Annotated in this window: 21 protein-coding genes; 10 read left to right on the forward strand and 11 right to left on the reverse strand. The window is 69.5% G+C overall.

All coding sequences use genetic code 11. The annotated features are described in order from the left end of the window. Positions 1-59: 59 nt before the first annotated feature. The 6 genes from OOK40_RS35505 to OOK40_RS33385 all read right to left on the reverse strand — a co-directional run bounded on the left by OOK40_RS35505 (position 60) and on the right by OOK40_RS33385 (position 5,373). Positions 60-146: a putative leader peptide gene (locus OOK40_RS35505; RefSeq protein WP_319285218.1), complete on the reverse strand. Its 87-nt coding sequence runs from the start codon at positions 144-146 to the stop codon at positions 60-62. 32 nt (positions 147-178) lie between these two features. Next, a complete protein-coding gene (locus tag OOK40_RS33365; RefSeq protein WP_266489101.1) occupies positions 179-1,774 on the reverse strand; it encodes an FAD-dependent monooxygenase in 1,596 nt (531 codons plus the stop codon). 255 nt (positions 1,775-2,029) lie between these two features. Then, a complete protein-coding gene (locus tag OOK40_RS33370; RefSeq protein WP_266489102.1) occupies positions 2,030-2,956 on the reverse strand; it encodes an amino acid ABC transporter permease in 927 nt (308 codons plus the stop codon). After that, positions 2,953-3,627 carry an amino acid ABC transporter permease gene (locus tag OOK40_RS33375; protein ID WP_266489104.1) on the reverse strand — a complete coding sequence of 225 codons (675 nt, stop codon included), beginning with the start codon at positions 3,625-3,627 and terminating at the stop codon, positions 2,953-2,955. Before OOK40_RS33375 ends, OOK40_RS33370 begins: the two co-directional genes overlap by 4 nt. 74 nt (positions 3,628-3,701) lie before the next feature. Continuing rightward, on the reverse strand, positions 3,702-4,532 hold the full coding sequence (locus OOK40_RS33380) for a glutamate ABC transporter substrate-binding protein (protein ID WP_266489106.1): 831 nt from the start codon (positions 4,530-4,532) through the stop codon (positions 3,702-3,704). A gap of 58 nt (positions 4,533-4,590) precedes the next feature. Then, complete coding sequence (locus OOK40_RS33385; RefSeq protein ID WP_266489108.1) at positions 4,591-5,373, reverse strand: amino acid ABC transporter ATP-binding protein; 783 nt, start codon at positions 5,371-5,373, stop codon at positions 4,591-4,593. A 261-nt stretch (positions 5,374-5,634) separates the two neighbouring features. Here OOK40_RS33385 and OOK40_RS33390 point away from each other — a divergent pair, with 261 nt between their 5' ends. Next, on the forward strand, positions 5,635-6,342 hold the full coding sequence (locus OOK40_RS33390) for a response regulator transcription factor (RefSeq protein ID WP_266489109.1): 708 nt from the start codon (positions 5,635-5,637) through the stop codon (positions 6,340-6,342). 15 nt (positions 6,343-6,357) lie between these two features. Beyond that, positions 6,358-7,749, forward strand: a complete 1,392-nt coding sequence (locus OOK40_RS33395; protein WP_266489110.1) for a HAMP domain-containing sensor histidine kinase — start codon at positions 6,358-6,360, stop codon at positions 7,747-7,749. Here the strand turns inward: OOK40_RS33395 and OOK40_RS33400 are convergent. After that, positions 7,739-8,734, reverse strand: a complete 996-nt coding sequence (locus OOK40_RS33400) for a TAXI family TRAP transporter solute-binding subunit (protein ID WP_266489112.1) — start codon at positions 8,732-8,734, stop codon at positions 7,739-7,741. The genes OOK40_RS33395 and OOK40_RS33400 overlap by 11 nt on opposite strands. 99 nt (positions 8,735-8,833) lie before the next feature. Here OOK40_RS33400 and miaB point away from each other — a divergent pair, with 99 nt between their 5' ends. Continuing rightward, entirely contained in the window at positions 8,834-10,324 is a 1,491-nt protein-coding gene (gene miaB / locus OOK40_RS33405) for a tRNA (N6-isopentenyl adenosine(37)-C2)-methylthiotransferase MiaB (protein ID WP_266489113.1), read from the forward strand. 45 nt (positions 10,325-10,369) lie between these two features. Then, positions 10,370-11,074 carry a class III extradiol dioxygenase subunit B-like domain-containing protein gene (locus tag OOK40_RS33410; RefSeq protein ID WP_266489115.1) on the forward strand — a complete coding sequence of 235 codons (705 nt, stop codon included), beginning with the start codon at positions 10,370-10,372 and terminating at the stop codon, positions 11,072-11,074. An 81-nt stretch (positions 11,075-11,155) separates the two neighbouring features. Here the strand turns inward: OOK40_RS33410 and OOK40_RS33415 are convergent, their stop codons facing one another. Beyond that, positions 11,156-11,410, reverse strand: coding sequence for an antitoxin (locus tag OOK40_RS33415; protein WP_266489118.1), 255 nt, complete (start codon positions 11,408-11,410; stop codon positions 11,156-11,158). Between the two features lie 31 nt (positions 11,411-11,441). Then, positions 11,442-11,771 carry a hypothetical protein gene (locus OOK40_RS33420; protein WP_266489121.1) on the reverse strand — a complete coding sequence of 110 codons (330 nt, stop codon included), beginning with the start codon at positions 11,769-11,771 and terminating at the stop codon, positions 11,442-11,444. A gap of 183 nt (positions 11,772-11,954) precedes the next feature. Between OOK40_RS33420 and miaA the strand changes: the two genes are divergently transcribed. The 6 genes from miaA to hflX all read left to right on the forward strand — a co-directional run bounded on the left by miaA (position 11,955) and on the right by hflX (position 19,827). Beyond that, positions 11,955-12,893, forward strand: coding sequence for a tRNA (adenosine(37)-N6)-dimethylallyltransferase MiaA (gene miaA, locus OOK40_RS33425; protein WP_266489123.1), 939 nt, complete (start codon positions 11,955-11,957; stop codon positions 12,891-12,893). A 105-nt stretch (positions 12,894-12,998) separates the two neighbouring features. Next, positions 12,999-13,439 (forward strand): hypothetical protein, encoded by a 441-nt coding sequence (locus OOK40_RS33430; RefSeq protein WP_266489125.1) that lies wholly within the window; start codon positions 12,999-13,001, stop codon positions 13,437-13,439. Between the two features lie 34 nt (positions 13,440-13,473). Then, complete coding sequence (gene dapF / locus OOK40_RS33435; protein WP_266489128.1) at positions 13,474-14,376, forward strand: diaminopimelate epimerase; 903 nt, start codon at positions 13,474-13,476, stop codon at positions 14,374-14,376. 188 nt (positions 14,377-14,564) lie between these two features. Beyond that, on the forward strand, positions 14,565-16,643 hold the full coding sequence (locus OOK40_RS33440; protein ID WP_266489131.1) for a bifunctional (p)ppGpp synthetase/guanosine-3',5'-bis(diphosphate) 3'-pyrophosphohydrolase: 2,079 nt from the start codon (positions 14,565-14,567) through the stop codon (positions 16,641-16,643). A 66-nt stretch (positions 16,644-16,709) separates the two neighbouring features. Then, on the forward strand, positions 16,710-18,170 hold the full coding sequence (locus OOK40_RS33445) for a M1 family metallopeptidase (RefSeq protein ID WP_266489133.1): 1,461 nt from the start codon (positions 16,710-16,712) through the stop codon (positions 18,168-18,170). Between the two features lie 166 nt (positions 18,171-18,336). Further along, positions 18,337-19,827, forward strand: a complete 1,491-nt coding sequence (hflX, locus tag OOK40_RS33450; RefSeq protein ID WP_266489135.1) for a GTPase HflX — start codon at positions 18,337-18,339, stop codon at positions 19,825-19,827. A gap of 85 nt (positions 19,828-19,912) precedes the next feature. On the opposite strand, the gene OOK40_RS33455 is transcribed toward hflX, so the two are convergent. Together OOK40_RS33455 and OOK40_RS33460 are read right to left on the reverse strand one after the other, a co-directional pair. Continuing rightward, complete coding sequence (locus OOK40_RS33455; protein WP_266489138.1) at positions 19,913-21,070, reverse strand: serine protease; 1,158 nt, start codon at positions 21,068-21,070, stop codon at positions 19,913-19,915. A 251-nt stretch (positions 21,071-21,321) separates the two neighbouring features. Further along, positions 21,322-22,497, reverse strand: coding sequence for a serine protease (locus tag OOK40_RS33460; protein WP_266489139.1), 1,176 nt, complete (start codon positions 22,495-22,497; stop codon positions 21,322-21,324). Between the last annotated feature and the right edge of the window lie 183 nt (positions 22,498-22,680).

Below are 22,680 nucleotides of genomic sequence, written 5' to 3' on the forward strand. Positions count from 1 at the left end.
TGGAAGTTCGCGGGAAGGCGCGCCGGCTCAGCGGGTCACAGCGCGCGGGGAAGGCGAATTCAGCAGGACGGACGACACACGCAGCCCGCGTAGCGGACGAGGTCCATATGGACCCTCCGCCACAGGCGCACATTGGTGTCAGTCACGCTCCGGAGTACACCATGTGCGCCTTCGACGGTCAATTGATGTCCGCAGTACGGTCACTGCGCACCGCTGAAGGGGCGCCTCCGCGCGCCGCGTCCGCCGCCGAGTACAGCTCAGCGGGCCGTACCCCCGCGAACGACGCGACCAGATGCCCGTCGGGCCGCACCAGCAGCACCGTGTGTGCCGAAGCCCCTGGGTAGCCCTCCGTGACCAGCAGCTCCGCCCGCACCGGCAGCGCGCTGACCGCCGCCGTCAGTCGCGGCATCACGCCCGCGCTCACCCAGTGCCGACGGTCCCACACCCCCGTTCCGGGTGCGACGAGGATCACCAGCAGCTGCCCCTGCCCCAGCCGGTCCCGTAGCAGCGCGCTCGTCCCGTCCGGGGCGGTCACCCGCACATCCGCGACGGGCGCACCCGCCTCGGTACCGACGAGGGTCTGCGAAGGGGCGTGCTGGGGTGCCAGGGGGGAGTGCGTGTATACGGGGGGCGCGCCCAGCGGGCCGTACCCCAGATGGCCGTCAGTGAGCAGGATGTCGTGCCCGCGCGCGGCGCCCGGGAGGTACGTACGCAGTGCGCTGCCGCCGCGCAGTATCGGCAGCGACTGGTCGGCGGCGCGCAGCCGCGAGGCCACTGCCGCCCGCCGCTCCGCCTGATAACTGTCGAGCAGCGGCTCGGACGGGCCGTGGTGCCAGCTGTGCGCCAGCTTCCAGGCCAGGTTGTCCGCGTCCCGCAGCCCTTCGTCGAGCCCCTGAGTGCCGAGCGCCCCCAGCAGATGCGCCGCGTCGCCCGCGAGGAAGGCCCGGTCGACCCGCCAGCGCCGCGCGAGCCGGTGGTGGAGGGTGTAGACGCCGGTGTCGAGGAGCTCGTACGCAGGTGTCTCGCCGCACCAGCCCGCCAGGGTGTCGCGCAGGCGGGCCACCAGGGAGTCGGGGGTGACCAGTTCACCGCGGGGCGCCAGCAGCCAGTCGAGCCGCCACACGCCGTCCGGGAGCGGCCTGGCGGTGACCTCCTCACCCCCCGTGCGCCACGGCGGCTGACGGTGCAGCAACGCCTCGTCGGGCCAGGGGAGTTCGGTACGCAGGGCGGCGACCGCATGCCGTTCCACCGCGGTGCGCCCCGGGAAACGGATGCCGAGCAGCTTGCGGACCGTCGACCTCGCGCCGTCGCACCCGACCAGATGGCTTCCGCGCCACCATGTCGCCGCGGGCCCGCGGGTGTGCACGCTGATCCCGCACGCGTCCTGCTCCAGCGAGTCGACGCGGCTGTCGGTGACGAGCTGGATCAGCCCCTGTCGGGCGACGGCGTCCCGCAGGCCGCGGGTGAGGGCGTGCTGGGGGATGTGCAGCGGCGCGGGTGCGGCCTGGTCGCCGAGCGGGAGCTGCCGCACGTCCTGGCGCCGGCGCATCGAGCGCCAGCCGGCCCAGCGGGCGCCTTCGTCACGGACAGTGCCGCAGCCGAGCCGTTCCAACATGGCCGCCATGTCGGACCGCAGCACGACGGTGCGAGCGGGCCGCGTCTCGTCCTTGCCGGCGGCTTCGTCGAGTACGACGGAGGGCACGTCCTGCTGCGCCAGGGCCAGCGCGAGCGCGAGCCCGACAGGCCCGGCCCCGACGATGATCACCGGGTCCACGGCGTGACTCCTGGGGCCCGAAGGGTCAGGCGGAAAGGTGAGGTGGGAGCCCGGTGCGCGATCACAGAACGTATGCAACCCATTGCCGGTGCTTGCGTCAAGTGACGGGGGCCGGCGCCGGTGCTCCGCCCGCACGCTTCCCCTGTGCAGCGCCGTGTCGGCCCGCCGACGTGCCCCTCGATATGCGGCCATACGGTGAGGGGGCGGCGGCCAAGGCCGCTGCCCCCTCGTGTTCTGCTGCCGGGCCCGATGCCGTCAGATCGCGCCGCCGCCGGCGATGCCGCCTCCGGTCTGGTCGCCCGCCGCATGGCCGGGCGCGTTGAGCTCCTGCGCCTCATCGGCGCCAAGGACCGCGCCGGTGCCCTTCTTGGTGCGGCGCGCCCTGCCCTCCAGCCAGCTCGCAAGCGTGGTGAGCAGGAAGTTGAGAGCGATGTAGATCAGCGAGATCACGGTGAGCGTGGCGATGGTGTTCGCGCCGTAGTTCGCAGGGATCGTGCGGGCCTGCGACAGCAGCTCGGCGAGACCGAGCAGCGCGCCGCCCAGCGCGGTGTCCTTGACGATGACCACGAGTTGGCTGACGAGGGCCGGAAGCATCGCCGTGACGGCCTGCGGCAGCAGGACGAACGACAGGGTCTGACCCTTGCGCATGCCGATCGCCTTTGCGGCGTCGGTCTGGCCCTGGGGCAGCGAGAGGACGCCCGCCCTGACGATCTCGGCGATAACCGAGGCGTTGTAGAGCACGAGACCGGTCACCACGGCGTAAATCGGCCGGACTTCCGATTCGAGGTCCGTGAACTGCACGAACAGCTGGGCGGCGAAAACCATCAGGATGAGCACCGGGATGGCGCGGAAGAACTCGACCACAGTACCCACCGGAACGCGGATCCACCTGTGGTCGGAGAGCCGGCCGATACCGAGCAGCGCGCCGAGCGGCAGGGCGATCACGACGGCGAACGCTGCCGCCTTGACGGTCAGCCAGAGACCGGGCAGCAAATAGGTCGTCCAGACCTGGGAGTCCGTGACGAACGGGCTCCACTTCTCCGAGGTCAGCTGGTCCTTGTCGGCCATGACCGACAGCGCCCACCAGATGGCAAGACCGAGTGCGACGAGGAACACGATCGTGTAGATGATGTTCCGCCGCTTGGCGCGGGGGCCGGGGGCATCGTAGAGAACGGAGGTCATCGCTTCACCGCCACGCGCTTGGCCACCCAGCCGAGCAGCAGACCGGTCGGGAGGGTGAGAACGATGAACCCCAATGCGAAGATCGCAAAGACGGCGAAGAGCGCATCGGCCTCGTTCTCGATCATTGTCTTCATCAGGGATGCCGCCTCGGCCACACCGATCGCCGCGGCCACCGTTGTGTTCTTCGTCAGTGCGATGAGCACGTTCGCGAGCGGCGCGACGACCGAACGGAACGCCTGGGGGAGGACGATCAGCGTCAGCACCTGGAAGAAGCTCAGCCCCATCGCACGGGCCGCCTCCGCCTGGCCGACGGGCACGGTGTTGATACCGGACCGGATGGCCTCACACACGAAGCAGCCGGTGTAGGCGATGAATCCGAGGACGGCCAGCCGGAAGCCGATGTCCTTGAAGTTGTCGCCGCCCAGTGCGAAGCCCAACGTCTGGTTCAGGACCAGCGAGCAGGCGACGATGATCACCGTCAGCGGGGTGTTGCGGACGAGGTTGATGTACAGGGTGCCGAAGCTCCGCATCAGCGGAACCGGGCTGACCCGCATGCCCACCAGGATCGTGCCCCAGATGAGAGACCCGATGGCGGAGTAGAGGGTGAGCTGAACCGTCACCCAGAAGGCCCCGAGCACGTCGTACTGCCCGGAATCAAGAAAATCGAACACGTTGCCCCGCGCTCTCCCCGGTTGGCTGGTGGGGACGCGCCGCCGGCCTCGGCCGACGGCGCGTCAGTGCTGACTCAGCTGCCTTCAGTGACCTTCGGGGCAGGCTCGGTCTTGTAGTTGGCCGGGCCGAAGTTCGCCTTCACGAACTTGTCCCAGGAGCCGTCGTCGACCATCTTCTTGAGAGCCGCATTGATCTTGGTCTGAAGGTCCTTGTCGCCCTTCTTCAGACCGATGCCGTAGGGCTCGTCGCTCAGGTTGAGGCCCACCAGCTTGAACTTGCCCTGGTGCTCCTTCTGCGCGGCGAAGCCGGCCAGGATGGAGTTGTCGGTGGTTAGCGCGTCGACGGCCTTGTTCTCCAGGCCGGTGATGCACTCCGAGTAGCCGCCGTACTCCTGCAGGTCGGCCTTGGGCGCGAGCTTTTCCTTGACGTTCTGCGCCGAGGTCGAGCCGGTCACCGAGCACAGCTTCTTGGCGTTGAGGTCGGTGGCCTTGGTGATGGAGTTGTCGTCCGCGCGGACCAGCAGGTCCTGGTGGGCCAGGAAGTACGGACCGGCGAAGTCGACCTCGGCCTTGCGCTTGTCGTTGATCGTGTAGGTGGCGGCGACGAACTTGACGTCACCGTTCTTGATCAGGTTCTCGCGCTCGGCGCTGGGGGCCTGCTTGAAGGTGATGTCCTTGGCGTCGTAGCCGAGCTCCTTCGCGATGTACGTGGCGACATCGACGTCGAAACCGGTGAACTTGCCGTCCGGCGTCTTCAGGCCGAGGCCCGGCTGGTCGTACTTGATGCCGACGGTGATCTTCTTGCCGCCCCCGTCGCCCGAGTCGCTGTCGCCACCACAGGCGGTCGCGGTCAGGGAGAGGACGAGGACCGCGGCGGCCGCCGCGCTTGCCTTGTGCAGCTTCATGATGAACATCCCTTGTGTCGTAACTCGCCGGTCGTCGGTTGTGCGGGCGCGCCGGTCGTCAGTGGTGCAGGATCTTCGACAGGAAGTCCTTAGCACGGTCGCTGCGCGGATTGCTGAAGAACTCGTCCGGCGTGGCCTCCTCGACGATCCTGCCGTCCGCCATGAAGACAACACGGTTGGCGGCAGAGCGGGCGAAGCCCATCTCGTGGGTGACAACCACCATCGTCATCCCATCGCGCGCAAGTTGCTGCATGACCTCGAGAACTTCGTTGATCATCTCGGGGTCGAGGGCCGACGTCGGCTCGTCGAAGAGCATGACCTTCGGCCCCATCGCCAGTGCACGCGCGATCGCGACACGCTGCTGCTGGCCGCCGGACAGCTGCGCCGGGTACTTGTCGGCCTGCGAGCCGACGCCCACCCGGTCGAGCAGTGAGCGCGCCTTGTCCTCGGCGGCCTTCCTGTCGGCCTTGCGGACCTTGATCTGGCCCAGCATCACGTTCTCCAGCACCGTCTTGTGTGCGAAGAGGTTGAAAGACTGGAAGACCATTCCGACGTCGGCGCGCAGCCGGGCGAGTTGCTTGCCCTCGGCGGGTAGCGGCTTGCCGTCGATCGAGATCGCGCCGGAGTCGATCGTCTCCAGGCGGTTGATGGTGCGGCACAGCGTGGACTTGCCGGACCCGGAGGGTCCGATGACGACCACGACCTCGCCACGGGCGATCGTCAGGTCGATGTCCTGGAGCACATGCAGCGCGCCGAAGTGCTTGTTGACGTTGCTCAGCACGACCAGGTCGCCCGCGGGTACAGCGTCCTCGACGCCCTTGGTCACTGAAACTCCGCTCATCGGCTTCTTGCTCCGTCCTCCTCGGTTGGGAGGACGTTAATCACGCCTTGCGACCAGTGTCATTACATCTGAGCGGAAATTGAGGATAACGATCCGGCTGCACCTGGACACTATGCGTGAACAGGGTGATGATCGGCGTACCGGGTGGGTAACGGAAACGGGCAGGTATCGGGAACCCCCTTGACTGGCCGGGTGCACATCGGCCTTGATGCCCTGGTACATCCTTGACCGGATCCATGACCGTTTGACCGTAGGGGGGCCATGAGGCTGCTGCTCGTCGAGGACGACGACCATGTCGCCGCCGCGTTGTCCGCGGTGCTCGCCAGGCACGGTTTTCAGGTCGTCCACGCCCGCAACGGCGAGGAGGCGCTGCAGGCCGTGCTGCCCGCCACGCATCCCGAAAAACCGCCGTTCGGAGTCGTGCTCCTCGACCTGGGGCTGCCCGACCAGGACGGCTATCAGGTGTGTGGCAAGATCCGGAAGCTCACCTCCACACCCGTGATCATGGTGACCGCGCGGGCCGACGTCCGCTCCCGGATCCATGGGCTCAACCTCGGGGCCGACGACTATGTCACCAAGCCGTACGACACCGGGGAGCTGCTGGCCCGCATCCACGCCGTCAGCCGCCGCACCGCGAGCGGTGACGATGCCGCCGCGGCCGGGTCCGAGGACGCGCTGCGCCTGGGGCAGGTCACCATCGAGCTGCCCACGCGGCGCGTCAGCGTCGACGGTGAGACGGTTCAGCTGACCCGGAAGGAGTTCGACCTTCTGGCGCTGCTCGCGCAGCGGCCGGGCGTCGTATTCCGCCGGGAGCAGATCATCAGCGAGGTGTGGCGCACCAGCTGGGAAGGGACCGGCCGCACCCTCGAGGTGCATGTGGCGTCCCTGCGCTCCAAGCTGCGGATGCCCGCCCTGATCGAGACCGTGCGCGGAGTCGGCTACCGGCTCGTCGCGCCCACGGCCCCGTAAGGCCCGTACACCCCGGTGCGTACCCGACTTCTCCCGCTGCTCATCGTCCTCATGGCGGGCGTGCTGCTCGCGCTCGGCTTCCCGCTCGCCGTGAGCGTGGCGGCCGCGCAGCAGCAGCGGGTCGTCGTGGACCGGATCGACGACACGGTGCGCTTCGCGGCGCTGGCGCAGTTCGTCACCGAGGGCCCGGGAATGGACGAGCGGCGCTCCACGCTCCAGGAGCAGCTCGACCGCTATCACGACACGTACGGCATCAAGGCGGGCGTCTTCTACCGCGACGGCGACAACATCGCGAGTGCCCCCGAGGGCTGGTCCGTGCCGCGCAGCGGCGAGGGCCGGGAGGCATTCCAGGAAGCGCTCACCGGCCGGCGCAGCCAGGACCCCGGGCAGGTCTGGCCGTGGCAGCAGGGTGCCCGGCTCGTCGTCGCCTCACCCGTCGTACGGGACGGGGACGTCGTCGCCGTCGTGTTCACCGACTCGCCCACCGCCCAGCTGCGTTCACGCGTCCTGAAGGGCTGGCTGCTGATCGCGGCCGGCGAGTGCGCGGCGATGCTGGTCGCCGTCGGCGCCGCCTTCCGCCTCACCGGCTGGGTCCTGCGGCCCGTACGCATCCTGGACGCGGTCACCCACGACATCGCGACCGGGCAGATGAATTCGCGCGTCGCAGCGGCGGGCGGACCCCCGGAACTCAGGCGCCTGGCCCGCTCGTTCAACGAGATGGCCGACAACGTAGAAGAAGTACTGGAACAGCAGCGGGCGTTCGTGGCCGACGCCTCCCACCAGCTGCGCAATCCCCTCGCCGCCCTGCTGCTGCGCATCGAGCTCCTCGCGCTGGAACTCCCCGAGGGCAACGAGGAGATCGCCTCGGTCCGCACCGAGGGCAAGCGCCTGGCCCAGGTCCTCGACGACCTGCTGGACCTGGCGCTGGCCGAGCACGCCTGCGCCGACCTCCGGCTCACCGACATCGGCGAACTCGCAGCGGAACGGGTCGCCGCCTGGCGTCCGCTTGCCGAGGAGAAGGGCGTCCGTCTGACCGAGCACCGCGCAGCGGTCACGGCCTGGGCCGACCCGGTCGCGCTCTCCAGCGCCCTGGACGCGGTGATCGACAACGCCCTGAAGTTCACCCCGAGCGGCGAGGAGGTCACCGTCTCGGTCGCCTCCAACGGGGCCACCTCGACGGTCGTGATCACCGACCGCGGTCCCGGCCTGACCGACGAGGAGCTCGCCCGTATCGGCGACCGCTTCTGGCGCAGCGGCCGCCATCAGAACATCAAGGGCTCGGGTCTGGGCCTGTCGATCTCGCGCGCACTGTTGACCGCTGGCGGCGGCTCGATCGCGTACGAGCACCACGAGCCGTGCGGACTGCGGGTGACCGTGACCGTCCCGCGTACGTCTCCTACGGCTTGACCGAGCGGTAGTAGCGCCGGGCTCCTTCGTGCAGTGGCAGCGGATCCGTGTAGACGGCGGTCCGCAGATCCACCAGCTGCGCGGGGTGGACGGTGTTGCCGATCCGGTCCCGGCTCTTGATCACCGTACGGGTGAAGCCCTCGGTCATCGCCGGATCCATCCGGTCTGTGGTGACCAGCAGATTCGCCACCGCCACCGTCGGCACGGGCACCCCGCTCTGCGCCTGGAGATAGGCGTCGGCGGGCATCACGGCGGCGCGATAGTAGCTGGTGTCGCCCGCGGTGTGCAGCTTGTCGACGAGATCGGCCGCCAGCGGGATGAGCTTGATCTCGAAGCGCTCCGACAACTCCTGAATGGTGCTGGTGGGCAGCCCGCCCGACCAGAAGAAGGCATCGAGCTCGCCGGCCTCCAGCCGGGCAGGCACGGTGTCGATCCCGGCCGCGACCGGAGTGATGTCTCGCGCCGGATCGATCCCCGAGGCCGTGAGCAGCCGCTCGGCGATCAGCCGTACACCCGACCTCGCCGGCCCGATACCCACCCGCTTGCCGCGCAGATCGCGGGCGGACTTCACCTGGGAGAAGCGGGGTACGACGAGCTGCACATAGTCGTCGTACAGCCGGGCGCAGCCACGCAGCCGGTCGGCGCCCGGCTTGCTGTCCCGCCTGTACTTGGCGACCGCGTCGGCCGTGGCGATGGTGAAGTCGGCCTCGCCGGTGGCCACGCGCGCGAGATTCTGTTGCGAGCCCTCGCTGGTGCGCAGATCTATCTTCACATCCGGCATGTCTTGGGCGAGAGCTTCCTTGAGCAGTGCGCCGTACCGCTGGTAGACCCCGCTCTGCACGCCCGTGCTGAAAGTCAGCTTCCCCTTCGGGGAGGACTCTCCGATGGGCAGCAGCCACCACGCCAGCAGCCCGAACACCACGAGGGCGGCCGCGGACGCCTGCAGGGCGCGGCTTCGGCTGATGCGGGACGGGGCCGGGAACATGGCCGCGATCCTGCCAGCTCACTCCCTGTGATGGCCAGGCCCCGGCTCGCGGACGGGCGAGGCGGAGCGTCAGTGCGACCCCGTACCCTGGTTGGCGCGATGAGTGCGAAAACTTACGAGGTGCGCACCTACGGGTGCCAGATGAACGTCCACGACTCCGAGCGCCTGTCGGGCCTCCTGGAGGACGCGGGCTATGTCCGTGCGCCCGAGGGCGCCGACGGTGACGCCGACGTCGTCGTCTTCAACACCTGCGCGGTGCGGGAGAACGCCGACAACAAGCTCTACGGCAATCTCGGCAGGCTCGCGCCGATGAAGACCAAGCGGCCGGGGATGCAGATCGCCGTCGGCGGCTGCCTGGCCCAGAAGGACCGCGACACCATCGTCACGAAGGCGCCGTGGGTCGACGTCGTCTTCGGCACGCACAACATCGGCAAGCTGCCGGTCCTGCTGGAGCGCGCCCGCATCCAGGAAGAGGCACAGGTCGAGATCGCGGAGTCGCTCGAGGCCTTCCCCTCGACGCTGCCGACCCGCCGTGAGTCGGCGTATGCCGCGTGGGTGTCCATCTCGGTCGGCTGCAACAACACCTGCACCTTCTGCATCGTGCCGGCGCTGCGCGGCAAGGAGAAGGACCGCAGGCCCGGCGACATCCTGGCCGAGGTCGAGGCGCTCGTCGCCGAGGGCGTCTGTGAGATCACCCTGCTCGGACAGAACGTCAATGCGTACGGCTCCGACATCGGTGACCGCGAGGCTTTCAGCAAGCTGCTGCGCGCCTGCGGAAAGATCGAGGGCCTGGAGCGGGTCCGCTTCACCTCGCCGCACCCCCGCGACTTCACGGACGATGTGATCGCCGCGATGGCCGAGACGCCGAACGTCATGCCACAGCTCCACATGCCGCTGCAGTCCGGCTCGGACACCGTGCTCAAGGCGATGCGCCGCTCGTACCGGCAGGAGCGATTCCTCGGGATCATCGAGAAGGTGCGCGCCGCGATTCCGCACGCCGCCATCTCCACCGACATCATCGTGGGCTTCCCCGGCGAGACCGAGGAGGACTTCGAGCAGACCATGCACACCGTGCGGCAGGCGCGCTTCGCGAACGCCTTCACCTTCCAGTACTCCAAGCGCCCCGGCACCCCCGCGGCGACCATGGAGGGGCAGATCCCCAAGGAGGTCGTCCAGGACCGGTACATGCGCCTGGTCGCCCTCCAGGAGGAGATCTCCTGGGAGGAGAACAAGAAGCAGGTCGGCCGGACGCTGGAGGTCATGGTCGCGGAGGGCGAGGGCCGCAAGGACGGGGCCACGCACCGGCTTTCGGGCCGTGCGCCCGACAACCGTCTCGTCCACTTCGCGAAGCCGGACGAGGACGTGCGCCCCGGCGATGTGGTGACGGTCGAGATCACTTACGCCGCACCGCACCACCTGCTCGCGGAGGGCGCTGCGACATCCGTACGGCGCACCCGCGCGGGCGACGCCTGGGAGAAGCGCAACGCCGAGGCGGCCGCGAAGCCTGCCGGTGTGATGCTGGGGCTGCCGAAGATCGGCGTTCCTGAGCCGCTGCCGGCCGCTGCCGCGCCCGCGTGCGGCAGCCACTGACCGGCGTCGGTGAGGCACCCGTGAACACGCATTAGGCTGCCGATCATGCTTGTCGCCGCCGCCGTGTGCCCCTGCCCGCCGCTGCTCGTGCCCGACGTCGCCGCCGGCGCGGCGCCGGAACTCGACGCGGCGCGTACCGCGTGCTCCGACGCCCTCGGGGTGCTCGCCGCCGCCCGTCCCGATCTGCTGGTCGTGATCGGGCCCGCCGAACAGCACAGCAACGGTCCGTATGCGGCGGGCGCGACCGGTTCCTTCCACGGCTTCGGTGTCGACATCGACGTGACGCTGGGGACGGGCGAGGGCCAGGAGCGGCCGCTGCCGCCGTCCCTCGCCGTCGGAGCCTGGCTGCTGACCCGAGCCCAGTGGAATTCCCCGGTGGAGGGCATCGGCGTCGGCGAGCCACTCGCCCCGGAGCGCTGCCTTGCCGTAGGCCGGGAGCTCGGCGCCCGGGCAGAGCGTGTCGCGCTGCTGGTGATGGGCGACGGCAGCGCCTGCCGCACGCTGAAGGCGCCCGGCTATCTGGACGAGCGGGCGGCCGACTTCGACGCGCAGGCCGCTCGCGCGCTGGGAGCGGCCGACGTGGAGGCGCTCAAGGCGCTGGACGAGTCCCTGGCGTACGAACTCAAGGCGGCGGGCCGCGCGCCCTGGCAGGTTCTTGCGGGGGCGGCCGAGGGGGCGGGCCTGGCAGGGCAGTTGCTCTACGAGGACGCTCCTTATGGCGTCGGCTACTTCGTGGCCGCCTGGTCGTAGCGGAGGGGCAACGGCCGGGCGGCAACGGCGGACGGCCGCGGAACAAGCGTTCCGCGGCCGTCCGTCGATGTGCTTGATGTGTCAGGCGGGCGGCGGAGTGGTGCCGTCGTCCTTGTGTGCGGTGTCGGCCTTGTGAGCAATGCGGTCCAGGGCGTCCTTGGCCTTGCCGGTGCCAGACTCGATCTTGCTGCTGTACCGGCCCTTGGTCTTGGCGTCGACCGCTCTCGCGGCCTTGTCCAACCGGTGCTCGATCGTGTCCCCGTGCTGCAGCGCGAAGTCGGAGACCTTGTTCCTGGCCGGGGCGAGCTTGACCTTCAACGAGTCCATGAAGCCCATGGGTCACCTTCCCTCGTGGGGGACTGCGGGACTATTTGCGGGCGCCCTCGTCGGCTTCGTTGTCCGCCGCCTCATCCGCCGACTGCTGCTTGGGGATCTCCACGCTCTCGGCGACCGCGTTCTCGACAACCGCGGCCTCCTCGGCTTCGGTGACCTTCGCCGCCGCGTCCTTCGGCGCTTCCGCTTCCGGACCCGCATCGGACCCGGACACCGAACCGCTGTCGGTACCCGCCTTCTCGGTACCGGCGTCGGAACCGCAATCGACCGAGGACTCGGCCGTCAGTGTCCCGGCGGTCGCTTCCTCGGTTGACGCCTCGACAGTCGTGCTGGACTTACGACGAAACCGTGAAAAAACACCCATATCTGCTCCATAGGCTACTCGTGTGGACGAAGTTCCGCGTCGCCCGGAGCGTTCCATTGCGCCGCCCGCGGGCACCCGGTCGAGAAACCGGCGTTCGGAACCTCGCAACAGGCAACGAACCTTGTCCCGTGCCGTCACCTCGCTCGTTCGGGGACATGCCCGCGGGTTTGCGAGACTGGGGCAGTGAGAAGTGCAGCTCCCGCACCGCGGGTCATCGCCGTCGTCGGTCCCACCGCGGCCGGAAAGTCCGATCTGGGCGTCTTCCTGGCCCAGCGACTGGGCGGCGAAGTCGTCAACGCCGACTCCATGCAGCTCTACCGAGGGATGGACATCGGCACCGCCAAACTGACGACCCAGGAGCGCGGCGGTGTCCCGCACCGACTGCTGGACATCTGGGACGTCACCGAGACCGCGAGCGTCGCCGAGTACCAGAGGCTGGCCAGGGCGGAGATCGACCGGCTGCTCGCCGAAGGCCGTACACCTGTCCTCGTCGGCGGCTCCGGGCTGTACGTACGCGGCGCCATCGACGCCCTCGAATTCCCCGGCACCGACCCGGTGATCCGCGCCCGGATCGAGGAGGAGCTGACGGTGCGTGGCTCGGGTGCCCTGCACGCCCGGCTGGCCGCCGCCGACCCGGAGGCCGGAAAAGCGATCCTGCCCAGCAACGGCCGCCGCATCGTGCGGGCACTCGAAGTCATCGAGATCACCGGCAAGCCCTTCACGGCCAACCTCCCCGGACATGACGCCGTCTACGACACCGTTCAGATCGGCGTCGATGTGGCCCGCCCCGAGCTCGACGAGCGCATCGCGCTGCGCGTCGACCGGATGTGGGAGGCGGGTCTCGTCGACGAGGTGCGCGCGCTGGAGGCGCAGGGTCTGCGGGAGGGGCGCACGGCATCGCGCGCGCTCGGCTACCAACAGGTGCTCACGGCGCTCGCGGGGGAGTGCACCGAACTTCAGGCGCGTGAGGAGACCGTGCGCGCCACGAAGCGCTTCGCGCGCCGCCAGGATTCATGGTTCCGCCGGGACCCGCGTGTGCACTGGCTGAGCGGCGCCGCCGAGGACCGGGCGGAACTTCCGCACCTGGCGCTGACGTTGGTCGAACGAGCGGTCACAGCCTGATCACGTGATGGCATCGGGACGCACTGCCCGTCATTTCGGCACCCTGGAGCGTGCCATCATCGCAGCATCGATCGACGTGGAGTCCGAGTTGGGAGGCGCGTGGCGATGGAGGCCGGCCCTCGCGACAGAGCACAGGAAGCACGGGACGCAGCGCAGATCGCGTCCCGTCTCAGTCCCGACGGTCCTGATGAGCAGGACGTGATTCCGGACGAGGTCGAGGTCGAACTGCGGCCGCAGCGCAGGCTGCGGATCTGGCAGCTCGCCCCCATCGTGGGGCTCGCCGCTGTCGGCTCGCTGATGTTCGCGTTCCCCCTCGCCTTCGGCACCGGCGACGGCGGCGCCGTCGTCGCCATGCTGGGCCTGCTCATCAGCTGCTGCGCCGCGGGCTGGGGTCTGATGGCCGCCCGCCGCGTCGGTCACACCTGGCCCGGTCTGCCGCCCCTCGGCTCCGGCGAACGCCCCGACTGGCGAGTGATCGCGATGTATGTCGGGGTGGGTGCCGCGCTCGTCGCACTCGCCGTCTGGCGTGTGGCCCGCCTCCGCTGACCGCGTTGTCGGCGGGCTCTCGTACAGTTGATCCGTGAGCACCTCGCAGATCGCCTTCCTCAAGGGCCACGGAACCGAGAACGACTTTGTGATCGTTCCGGACCCGGACAACGCCATCGACCTGCCCGCCTCCGCCGTCGCCAGACTCTGCGACCGCCGGGCCGGCATCGGCGGCGACGGCCTGCTGCATGTCGTACGTTCCGCGGCTCACCCCGAAGCACACGCCATGGCCGACGAGGCCGAGTGGTTCATGGACTACCGCAATGCGGACGGATCGATCGCCGAGATGTGCGGCAATGGCGTGCGCGTCTTCGCGCGGTATCTCCAGCGTGCGGGACTCGTCGAGGAGGGCGACCTGGCGGTGGCGACCCGCGGCGGCGTCAAGAAGGTGCACCTCGCCAAGGCCGAGTCCGTCAGCGGCTCCGCCGCGGGTGACATCACGGTCTCGATGGGCCGCGCGCAGTTCCCGCGGGAGGGCGTCACGGTCACGGTCGACGGCCGCAGCTGGCCCGCCCGCAATGTGAACATGGGCAATCCCCATGCGGTCGCCTTCGTCGATGACCTGGACCACGCGGGCGACCTGTTCCGCGAACCGCCCTACAGCCCGGCGTCGGTCTATCCGGACGGCGTGAACGTCGAGTTCGTCGTCGACCGCGGCGAGCGCCATGTCGCCATGCGTGTGCACGAGCGAGGCTCCGGCGAGACCCGCTCGTGCGGCACGGGCGCGTGCGCCGTCGCCGTCGCGGCGGCCCGCAGGGACGGCCTGGACCCCTCGGTCACCGGCGCCCCCGTCGCGTACACCGTGGATCTGCCCGGCGGGCGGCTCGTGATCACGGAGCATCCGGACGGCGAGATCGAGATGACCGGCCCCGCGGTGATCGTCGCCGAGGGCCACATCGAACCGGCGCTGCTCGCTCAGCGGCCCCCTCTGGCGTAGCCCTTCGGGCGTAGCTTCTCCTCGCTCGGACCGAAACCGTGATCGCATAGAGCTTCGCTCGAATGGGTGATCCGTTTCACGCTGAGCGAGAGCCGGACTGCGCCACGTGGTGGGCTCGGTAGCATCAAGCACCGGCCCGGAGGGCACGCCTGCTCCTCCACCGCCGGTCGAAGCTGCCGGAGGTGCCCATGAGTGCAGAGGCCACGAACCCTGGTGCCCACAGTCGCAGGCGCGGCCGTCCCAGGATCGACCTCCGCCGACTGGGTCGCGCCGCGCTTCTCGGGCCCGCAGGCCGTGACCGGCTGCCGGACGCGATCGGCCATGTCGCCGATGCGCACCGCGCGCACCACCCGGAGGCGGACCTCGCCATCCTGCACAAGGCGTATGTCCTGGCTGAGTCTTCCCACCGCGGGCAGTTCCGCAAGAGCGGCGAGCCGTACATCACGCATCCCCTTGCCGTCACCCTGATCCTCGCCGAACTGGGCGCGGAGACAACGACCCTGACGGCCTCTCTCCTCCACGACACCGTCGAGGACACCGAGGTGACGCTCGATCAGGTACGGGCGGAGTTCGGCGCCGAGGTCTGCTATCTCGTCGACGGCGTCACCAAGCTGGAGAAGGTCGACTACGGCGCGGCGGCCGAGCCCGAGACCTTCCGCAAGATGCTCGTCGCCACCGGCAACGACGTCCGCGTGATGTCGATCAAACTCGCCGACCGGCTGCACAACATGCGCACGCTCGGCGTCATGCGGCCCGAGAAGCAGGCACGCATCGCCAAGGTCACCCGCGACGTCCTCATCCCCCTCGCCGAACGCCTCGGCGTCCAGGCACTCAAGACCGAGCTGGAAGATTTGGTCTTCGCGATCCTTCACCCGGAGGAGTACGAACGCACCCGCGCCCTCATCGCGGAGAATGCGACCGCCTGGGACGCGCTCGACGCCATCGCGGAGAACTTCCGGACAGTGCTCCGGGACGCCGGCATCGCGGCCGAAGTGCTGATCAGGCCACGGCACTTCGTCTCCGTGCACCGCATCCGCATCAAGCGCGGCGAGCTGCGCGGCACCGACTTCGGGCGGCTCCTCGTGCTGGTCGGCGAGGACGCCGACTGCTACGGCGTCCTGGGCGAGCTGCACACCTGCTTCACCCCCGTGATCTCCGAGTTCAAGGACTTCATCGCCGCGCCCAAGTTCAACCTGTACCAGTCGCTGCACACGGCCGTCGCGGGCCCGGACGGCGCGGTCGCCGAAGTCCTCATCCGTACGCACCAGATGCACAAGGTCGCCGAGGCGGGAGTGATCGCCCTCGGCAACCCCTACGTGCCCGTCGAGGGCGCAGAGCCGGCCGACGGCGAGCGCGCCGACCCGACGCGCCCCGGCTGGCTCTCCCGCCTGCTGGACTGGCAGGAGTCCACCCCGGACCCCGACACCTTCTGGACCTCCCTGCGCGCCGAACTGGCGCAGGACCGCGAGATCACCGTCTTCCGCGCCGACGGCGGCACGCTCGGACTTCCGGCCGGCGCGAGCTGTGTGGACGCCGCGTACGCCCAGTACGGCGAGGAGGCGCACGCCTGTATCGGCGCACGCGTCAACGGCCGCCTGGCGACGCTGAGTACGGTGCTGAGCGACGGCGACACCGTGCATCTGCTGGTGGCCCAGGACGCCGCGTCCGGCCCCTCGCCCGACTGGCTCGACCACGCCCGCACACCCGCCGCACGCATCGCCATCACCTCCTGGCTCGCGGCCCATCCGGAGGGCACGAAGATTCCGGCCGCCGCCCCTCGCAGACCCGCCCCCGTCACCGCCGACCGGCCCGCCGCGGCCAACGCCGTCGTCGACCTCCCGGACGCCACCGTCCGGCTCGCCGGCTGCTGTACACCCGTGCCGCCGGACGCCGTCACCGGCTTCGCGGTCCGCGGCGGCACGGTGACGGTTCACCGCGAGGAATGCCCCGCCGTGGCCCGCATGAAGTCACTCGACCGTGAGCCCATCCCGGTGACCTGGGGCGACTCGGCCGAGTGCAGAGTCACGCTGATCGCCGAATCCTTCGGCCGCCCCCGGCTGCTCGCCGACCTCACCGAAGCCATCGCGGCCCAGGGCGCGGCCATCGTCTCGGCGACGGTCGAACCGCCGACCCAGCAGCGCGTGCGGCACACGTACACCCTTCAACTCCCGGACTCCGCAGGACTTCTCGCCCTGATGCGGGCCATGCGCGATGTTCCGGGGGTGTACGACGTGAGCCGTGCCCAGCACCCGGCTGCCACCGCCTGACCTCGTTCGAGTGCGCGCGACGCGCGCCGTCACGGTCTTCGCCGGGCGCGCTGATAGCCGTAGGGCATGCTGCTCACTTCTCGGCGCCTGCGGGCCGCCCTGCTGGCCGCCGCCTCGGCCACCCTCGTCGCCGCGGCCCTGCCTCCGCCCGCACCGCTCGGCATCGGTGACGCGCTCTTCCCGCAGCTGGGCAATCCCGGTTACGACGTCCTCACCTACGACATCGCCCTCACCTACGGCGGCAGCAACAGCAAGCCGCTGGACGCCGTCACCAGGATCGGCGCCCGGGCGACGGAGCGACTGGAGCGGATCAACCTCGATTTCACGCACGGCACGGTCCGTACGGTCGATGTGAACGGCCACCCGGCCACCTTCACCACCGCCGGAGAAGACCTGGTGGTCGAGCCGGACGCAGCCGTCGCATCGGGCTCCCGGATGAACATCACGGTCACCCACACCAGCGACCCGAGCGGCCCGCCGACCGCCGGGGGCTGGGTGCGCACCGGCGACGGGCTGGCGATGGCGAACCAGGCCGACGCCGCACACCGGGTCTTCCCCTCCAACGACCACCCCGCCGACAAGGCGTACTTCACCTTCCGTGTCACCGCGCCGAACGATTACACGGTGGTCGCCAACGGTGTACGGACGGCGAAGGCGCGGAGGGGCTCCACCACCACGTGGGCGTACCGGACCCGGCACCCCATGGCCACCGAGCTGGCCCAGGTCTCGATCGGCCGCTCGGCCGTGGTGAAGCGCCTGGGGCCGGGCGGGCTGCCCGTACGCGATGTGGTGCCCGCCGTGGACCGGGAGAAGCTGGAGCCCTGGCTGAAGAAGACACCGGCGCATCTGGAGTGGATGGAGCAGAAGGTCGGCCGCTACCCCTTCGAGACGTACGGAGTGCTGATCGCCGACGCATCCACGGGGTTCGAGCTGGAGACGCAGACCCTCTCGCTCTTCGAGCGCTCGCTCTTCACCACCACGGCTTTCCCCGAGTGGTACGTCGACTCGGTCATGGTGCACGAGCTGGCCCACCAGTGGTTCGGCAACAGCGTCTCGCCCCGCAACTGGTCCGATCTGTGGCTCAACGAGGGGCATGCCACCTGGTACGAGGCCCTGTACGCAGAGGAGAAGGCGCAGCGGCCGATGGAGACGCGGATGAGAGGGGCCTACGAGCGGTCCGACCAGTGGCGGACGGACGGCGGCCCGCCCGCGGCACCGAAGCGTCCGGTGCCGGGACAGAAGATCAGCCTCTTCCGGCCGGTGGTGTACGACGGCAGCGCACTGGTCCTCTATGCGCTGCGGCAGACGATCGGGACGGAGGCGTTCAGGAAGCTGGAGCGGCACTGGGTACGGGAGTACCGGGACGCTGCGGCCACGTCCGCGGACTTCGCGGCGCTCGCCTCGCGTATCGCGGGGCGTGATCTGTCGGCGTTCTTCGACGCCTGGCTGTACGCGGAGCGGACGCCGCCGATGCCCGGGCACCCGGACTGGCGAAGCACGGTTCCCACGCCCCCCGTGGGGGGCTGAAACCCGGGTGACGGCCGGGCGGGGGCGTGCGACCATCAACAGGTCGGCGACGCGGCCGGGGCCGGAACCCCTCGGGAATCATCCGGATCCGTTACGCGTTGTGACTGGTGTACCGGACTTCCCTCCGGCACTGATCTTGCTTTTTCCCATCGACGTAAAGGATCCAATGACCTCCTCTTCATCCCCTTCCCAGGACGAGCAGAGCTTCGCGGAGACGCGCACCGAGAGCCTTCGGGCCGATGCCCTGATGGAAGAGGACGTCGCCTGGAGCCACGAGATCGACGGAGAGCGGGACGGCGATCAGTTCGACCGCACCGAGCGCGCCGCTCTGCGGCGTGTGGCGGGCCTCTCGACCGAGCTCGAGGACGTCACCGAGGTCGAGTACCGGCAGCTGCGCCTTGAGCGTGTGGTGCTGGTCGGCGTATGGACCTCGGGCACGGTGCAGGACTCGGAGAATTCCCTCGCGGAGCTGGCAGCCCTCGCCGAGACGGCGGGCGCGCTGGTGCTGGACGGCGTCATCCAGCGCCGTGACAAGCCTGACCCGGCCACCTTCATCGGCTCGGGCAAGGCGCGGGAACTGCGCGACATTGTGCTCGAAACCGGCGCCGACACCGTCGTCTGCGACGGTGAGCTCAGCCCCGGTCAGCTCATCGCACTCGAAGACGTCGTCAAGGTGAAGGTGGTCGACCGGACCGCCCTGATCCTCGACATCTTCGCCCAGCATGCCAAGTCCCGAGAGGGTAAGGCGCAGGTCGCGCTCGCGCAGATGCAGTACATGCTGCCGAGGCTGCGTGGCTGGGGTCAGTCGCTGTCCCGGCAGATGGGTGGCGGCGGCGGTGGCGGCATGGCCACCCGTGGCCCCGGTGAGACCAAGATTGAGACGGACCGGCGCCGGATCCGCGAGAAGATGGCGAAGATGCGCCGGGAGATCGCGGAAATGAAGACCGGCCGCGAGATCAAGCGCCAGGAGCGCCGGCGCAACAAGGTGCCTTCGGTCGCGATCGCCGGTTACACCAACGCGGGAAAGTCCTCGCTGCTCAACCGCCTCACGGGCGCCGGCGTCCTGGTGGAGAACTCGCTGTTCGCCACCCTGGACCCGACTGTCCGCCGAGCCGAGACACCGAGCGGCCGGATCTACACCCTGGCCGACACCGTCGGGTTCGTACGGCATCTGCCGCACCACCTCGTCGAGGCGTTCCGCTCCACCATGGAGGAGGTCGGCGAATCCGATCTGATCCTGCATGTGGTCGACGGGTCGCATCCGGCACCGGAGGAGCAGCTGGCCGCAGTGCGTGAGGTGATCCGCGATGTGGGCGCTCTGGACGTGCCCGAGATCGTGGTGATCAACAAGGCGGACGCGGCCGATCCGCTCGTCCTGCAGCGGCTGATGCGCATTGAGCGGCACGCGATCGCGGTGTCGGCCCGTACCGGCAAGGGCATCGACGAGCTGCTCGCGCTGATCGATGGCGAACTGCCGCGGCCCGAGGTCGAGATCGAGGTCCTCGTGCCGTACACCCAGGGCGGGCTGGTCTCGCGGGTGCATGCCGAGGGCGAGGTTCTCTCCGAGGAGCACACCACGGAGGGCACGCTGCTGAAGGCTCAGGTGCATGAGGAGCTGGCCGCCGCGCTGGCGCCGTATCTACCCGTGACTCGCTGACCTCGTCCTGGCGCAACTGTCGCAAAGCTTGAGGCCCGCACCCCGCTCGGGGGGCGGGCCTCAAGCGTTCACGCCATCAGGCCGGCTACTTGTCGCCGTACTTCTCGCTCATCACGGTGAAGAGCTGCTCGGCGCCCTTGCCCAGCTGGGGGCCGGCCAGCCAGCCGCTGGTGACCGGGCCGATCGAGGTGTTGGAGACCAGGACGGTGTTCTTGCCCTGGACCCGGAACCAGCCGCCGCCGGACGAACCGCCCGTCATGGTGCAGCCGATGCGGTACATCGCGGGCGTGCCCGGGACCACCGTCAGACGGCCGGGACGGTCGATGCACTTGTGCATGATCAGGCCGTTGAAGGGCGGAGCGGCCGGGTAGCCCCACGCGCCCATCGCGCTGACGGTGGAGGCCGCCGGAGCGGAGAAGTCGACCGTCAGGGCGTTGCCGACCGTCTCCTCCAGGGACTTGGTGCCCCTCTCGGGCTTCACGTGCAGCACGGCGTAGTCGTACGGGGCACCGCCGGCGCCCGTCGGGCCGCCCGCGCTGATCCACTCGTTGGACGTCGAGGCCCAGTCCGCCCAGTAGGAGCCGTACGGGGCGATCTCCTGCGGCTGCGCGTTCGCCAGCTGGGCCGCCGACTTGCCCTTGTCGTTGTACGCGGGCACGAAGACGATGTTGCGGTACCAGCCGCCCTTCTGACCGGCGTGCACACAGTGGCCCGCGGTCCACACGAGGTTGGACTTGCCGGGGTTGCGCGGGTCCTTCACGACGGTGCCGGAGCAGACCATCGAACCCTCGGGGGAGTCGAAAAAGACCTTGCCAACCGGAGCCGCGTAGTCGTGGTAAGGGAGCTTCTCCGGCTCGGCCTTGACCGGCGCGGGCTCCGGGTCGGTGCCGGAGTCGACCGGGGCGTCCTTCGTGGCGAGCGTCTTCGAGGGGTCCTTGGCCTCCTTCATCCGCTCGGTCTTCCACAGGCCGTCGATCACCGGGTTGGCGAAGTCCTGCGCCTCACGCAGCCACTTGTCCTTGTCCCAGTTCTTCCACTCGCCGTTCTTCCACTTGTCCAGGTCGATGCCGTGCTCTTTGAGCTTGTCGGCCAGGCCGGGAAGGTCGGCGCCCTTGTCGGCAGCGGTGCTGGAAGCGGCGGGCTTGCCGGCGCCCTTGTCCTCGCCCGGGCCACAGGCGGTGGCCGTCAGCGCGAGCGCCGCGGCGATGCCGGTGGCAGCCAGCAGTGGACGTATGGATCGCATGGAAACGATTCCCCCTGATGCGCAATGCCTGATGTGCAATGGATTTATGCCATGAACGTGTCACGCGAAAGGGCGGCCTTCCGGGGCCGCCCCTTGCTGCGGCACCACTCTAGGCGGCTGCCTCGGCGTGCCGTTGAGACGGGGGTCCCACCTGCACGGAGTCTCCACGAGGAAACAGACAGGGGCCCGCGGCCACCCGGCCGCGGGCCCCTGTCCTTCCGTCAGCGCGCTGCCCCATGGGGGCAACTCGCCTACTGGCTCGCGTACTTCTTGCTGACCGCGTTGTAGACGCCCTTGGCCTCTTCGCCCAGGCGCGGACCCGCCAGCCAGCCGGCCGTGACCGGGCCGATCGAGGTGTTGGAGACCAGTGCACGCTTGCCGTCCGAGCCCTTGGCCACCCAGCCGCCGCCGGACGAACCGCCGGTCATGGTGCAGCCGATGCGGTACATCGTCGGCTGGTCGGCCGTGATGGAGAGCCGGCCCGGCTTGTCGGCGCACTGGAACAGCTTCTGGCCGTCGAACGGCGGCGCCGCCGGGTAACCCGTGGCGGTCATGTTGGCGATCTTCGGCGCGGCCGGTGCGTTGAAGTCCACCGGAAGCGCCGAACCGACCGTCTCCTCAAGGGACTTGCCGGTGCCGCCCTTCTCCGGGATGACATGGATCACGGCGAAGTCGAACGGAGCGCCCTGGCCGCCGGTCGCCGCGCCCTGGGAGATCCACTGCTCGGAGGTCTGCGCCCAGTCGCCCCACCACGTGCCGTACGGGGCGACCTCCTCCTTGGGCGCCTTCCTCAGCTCGGAGATGGGCTTGGCGCTGTCGTTGTACGAGGGCACGAACATGATGTTGCGGTACCAGCCGCCCTTCTTGCCCGCGTGCACACAGTGGCCCGCCGTCCAGACCAGGTTGGACTTGCCGGGGTGGGCAGGGTCCTTCACCACGGTCGCGGAGCAGACCATCGAACCCTCGGGCCCGTCGAAGAAGACCTTCCCGGCCTCAGCGGCGTTGGAGTGGTACGGAGCCTTCACAGCCTGCGCGTTGACCGGCGCGGGCGTCGGGTCGGTGACACCCTCGTCGCCCGAGATGTCGTTGTCGACGGGCTTCTCCGGCGGCTTCTCGGCGTCGCGCATCCGGTCCGTGTCCCACAGATCCTCGATGATCGGGTTGACGAAGTCCTTGGCCTCACGCAGCCACTTGTCCTTGTCCCAGTTCTTCCACTCGCCGTTCTTCCACTTGTCCAGGTCGATCCCGTGCTCCTTGAGCCGGTCCTTGAGATCGTCCGGGATAGTGATCTTGCCGTCGGCGGACTGGCTGGCCGGTGCGCTCGGCTTGTCGCCCGCGTTGTCCTCGCTCGGACCGCAGGCGGTGGCAGCCAGCGCGATGACGGCGGCGATGGAAGCCGCTGCCAGCGTCGGGCGAATGGGTCGCATGTCGTGATCCCCCTGGGACTTCAGTACTGCTGAGCTGACTTGACCAACTGACGTGCCTCCGGCGTCGGGTGCCCGAGCCGGAGCGCGGCTCCCCACTATGCCGGTGCCGATGGGGACGGCGCGCACCAGGTCCGCGGTTCCGTCCCCGCAAGGATCTTCCGATTGCCCCGTGATCCCCGGCTT

Source organism: Streptomyces sp. NBC_01481 (assembly GCF_026339995.1).
In the GTDB taxonomy this organism is placed as follows: Bacteria; Actinomycetota; Actinomycetes; order Streptomycetales; family Streptomycetaceae; genus Streptomyces.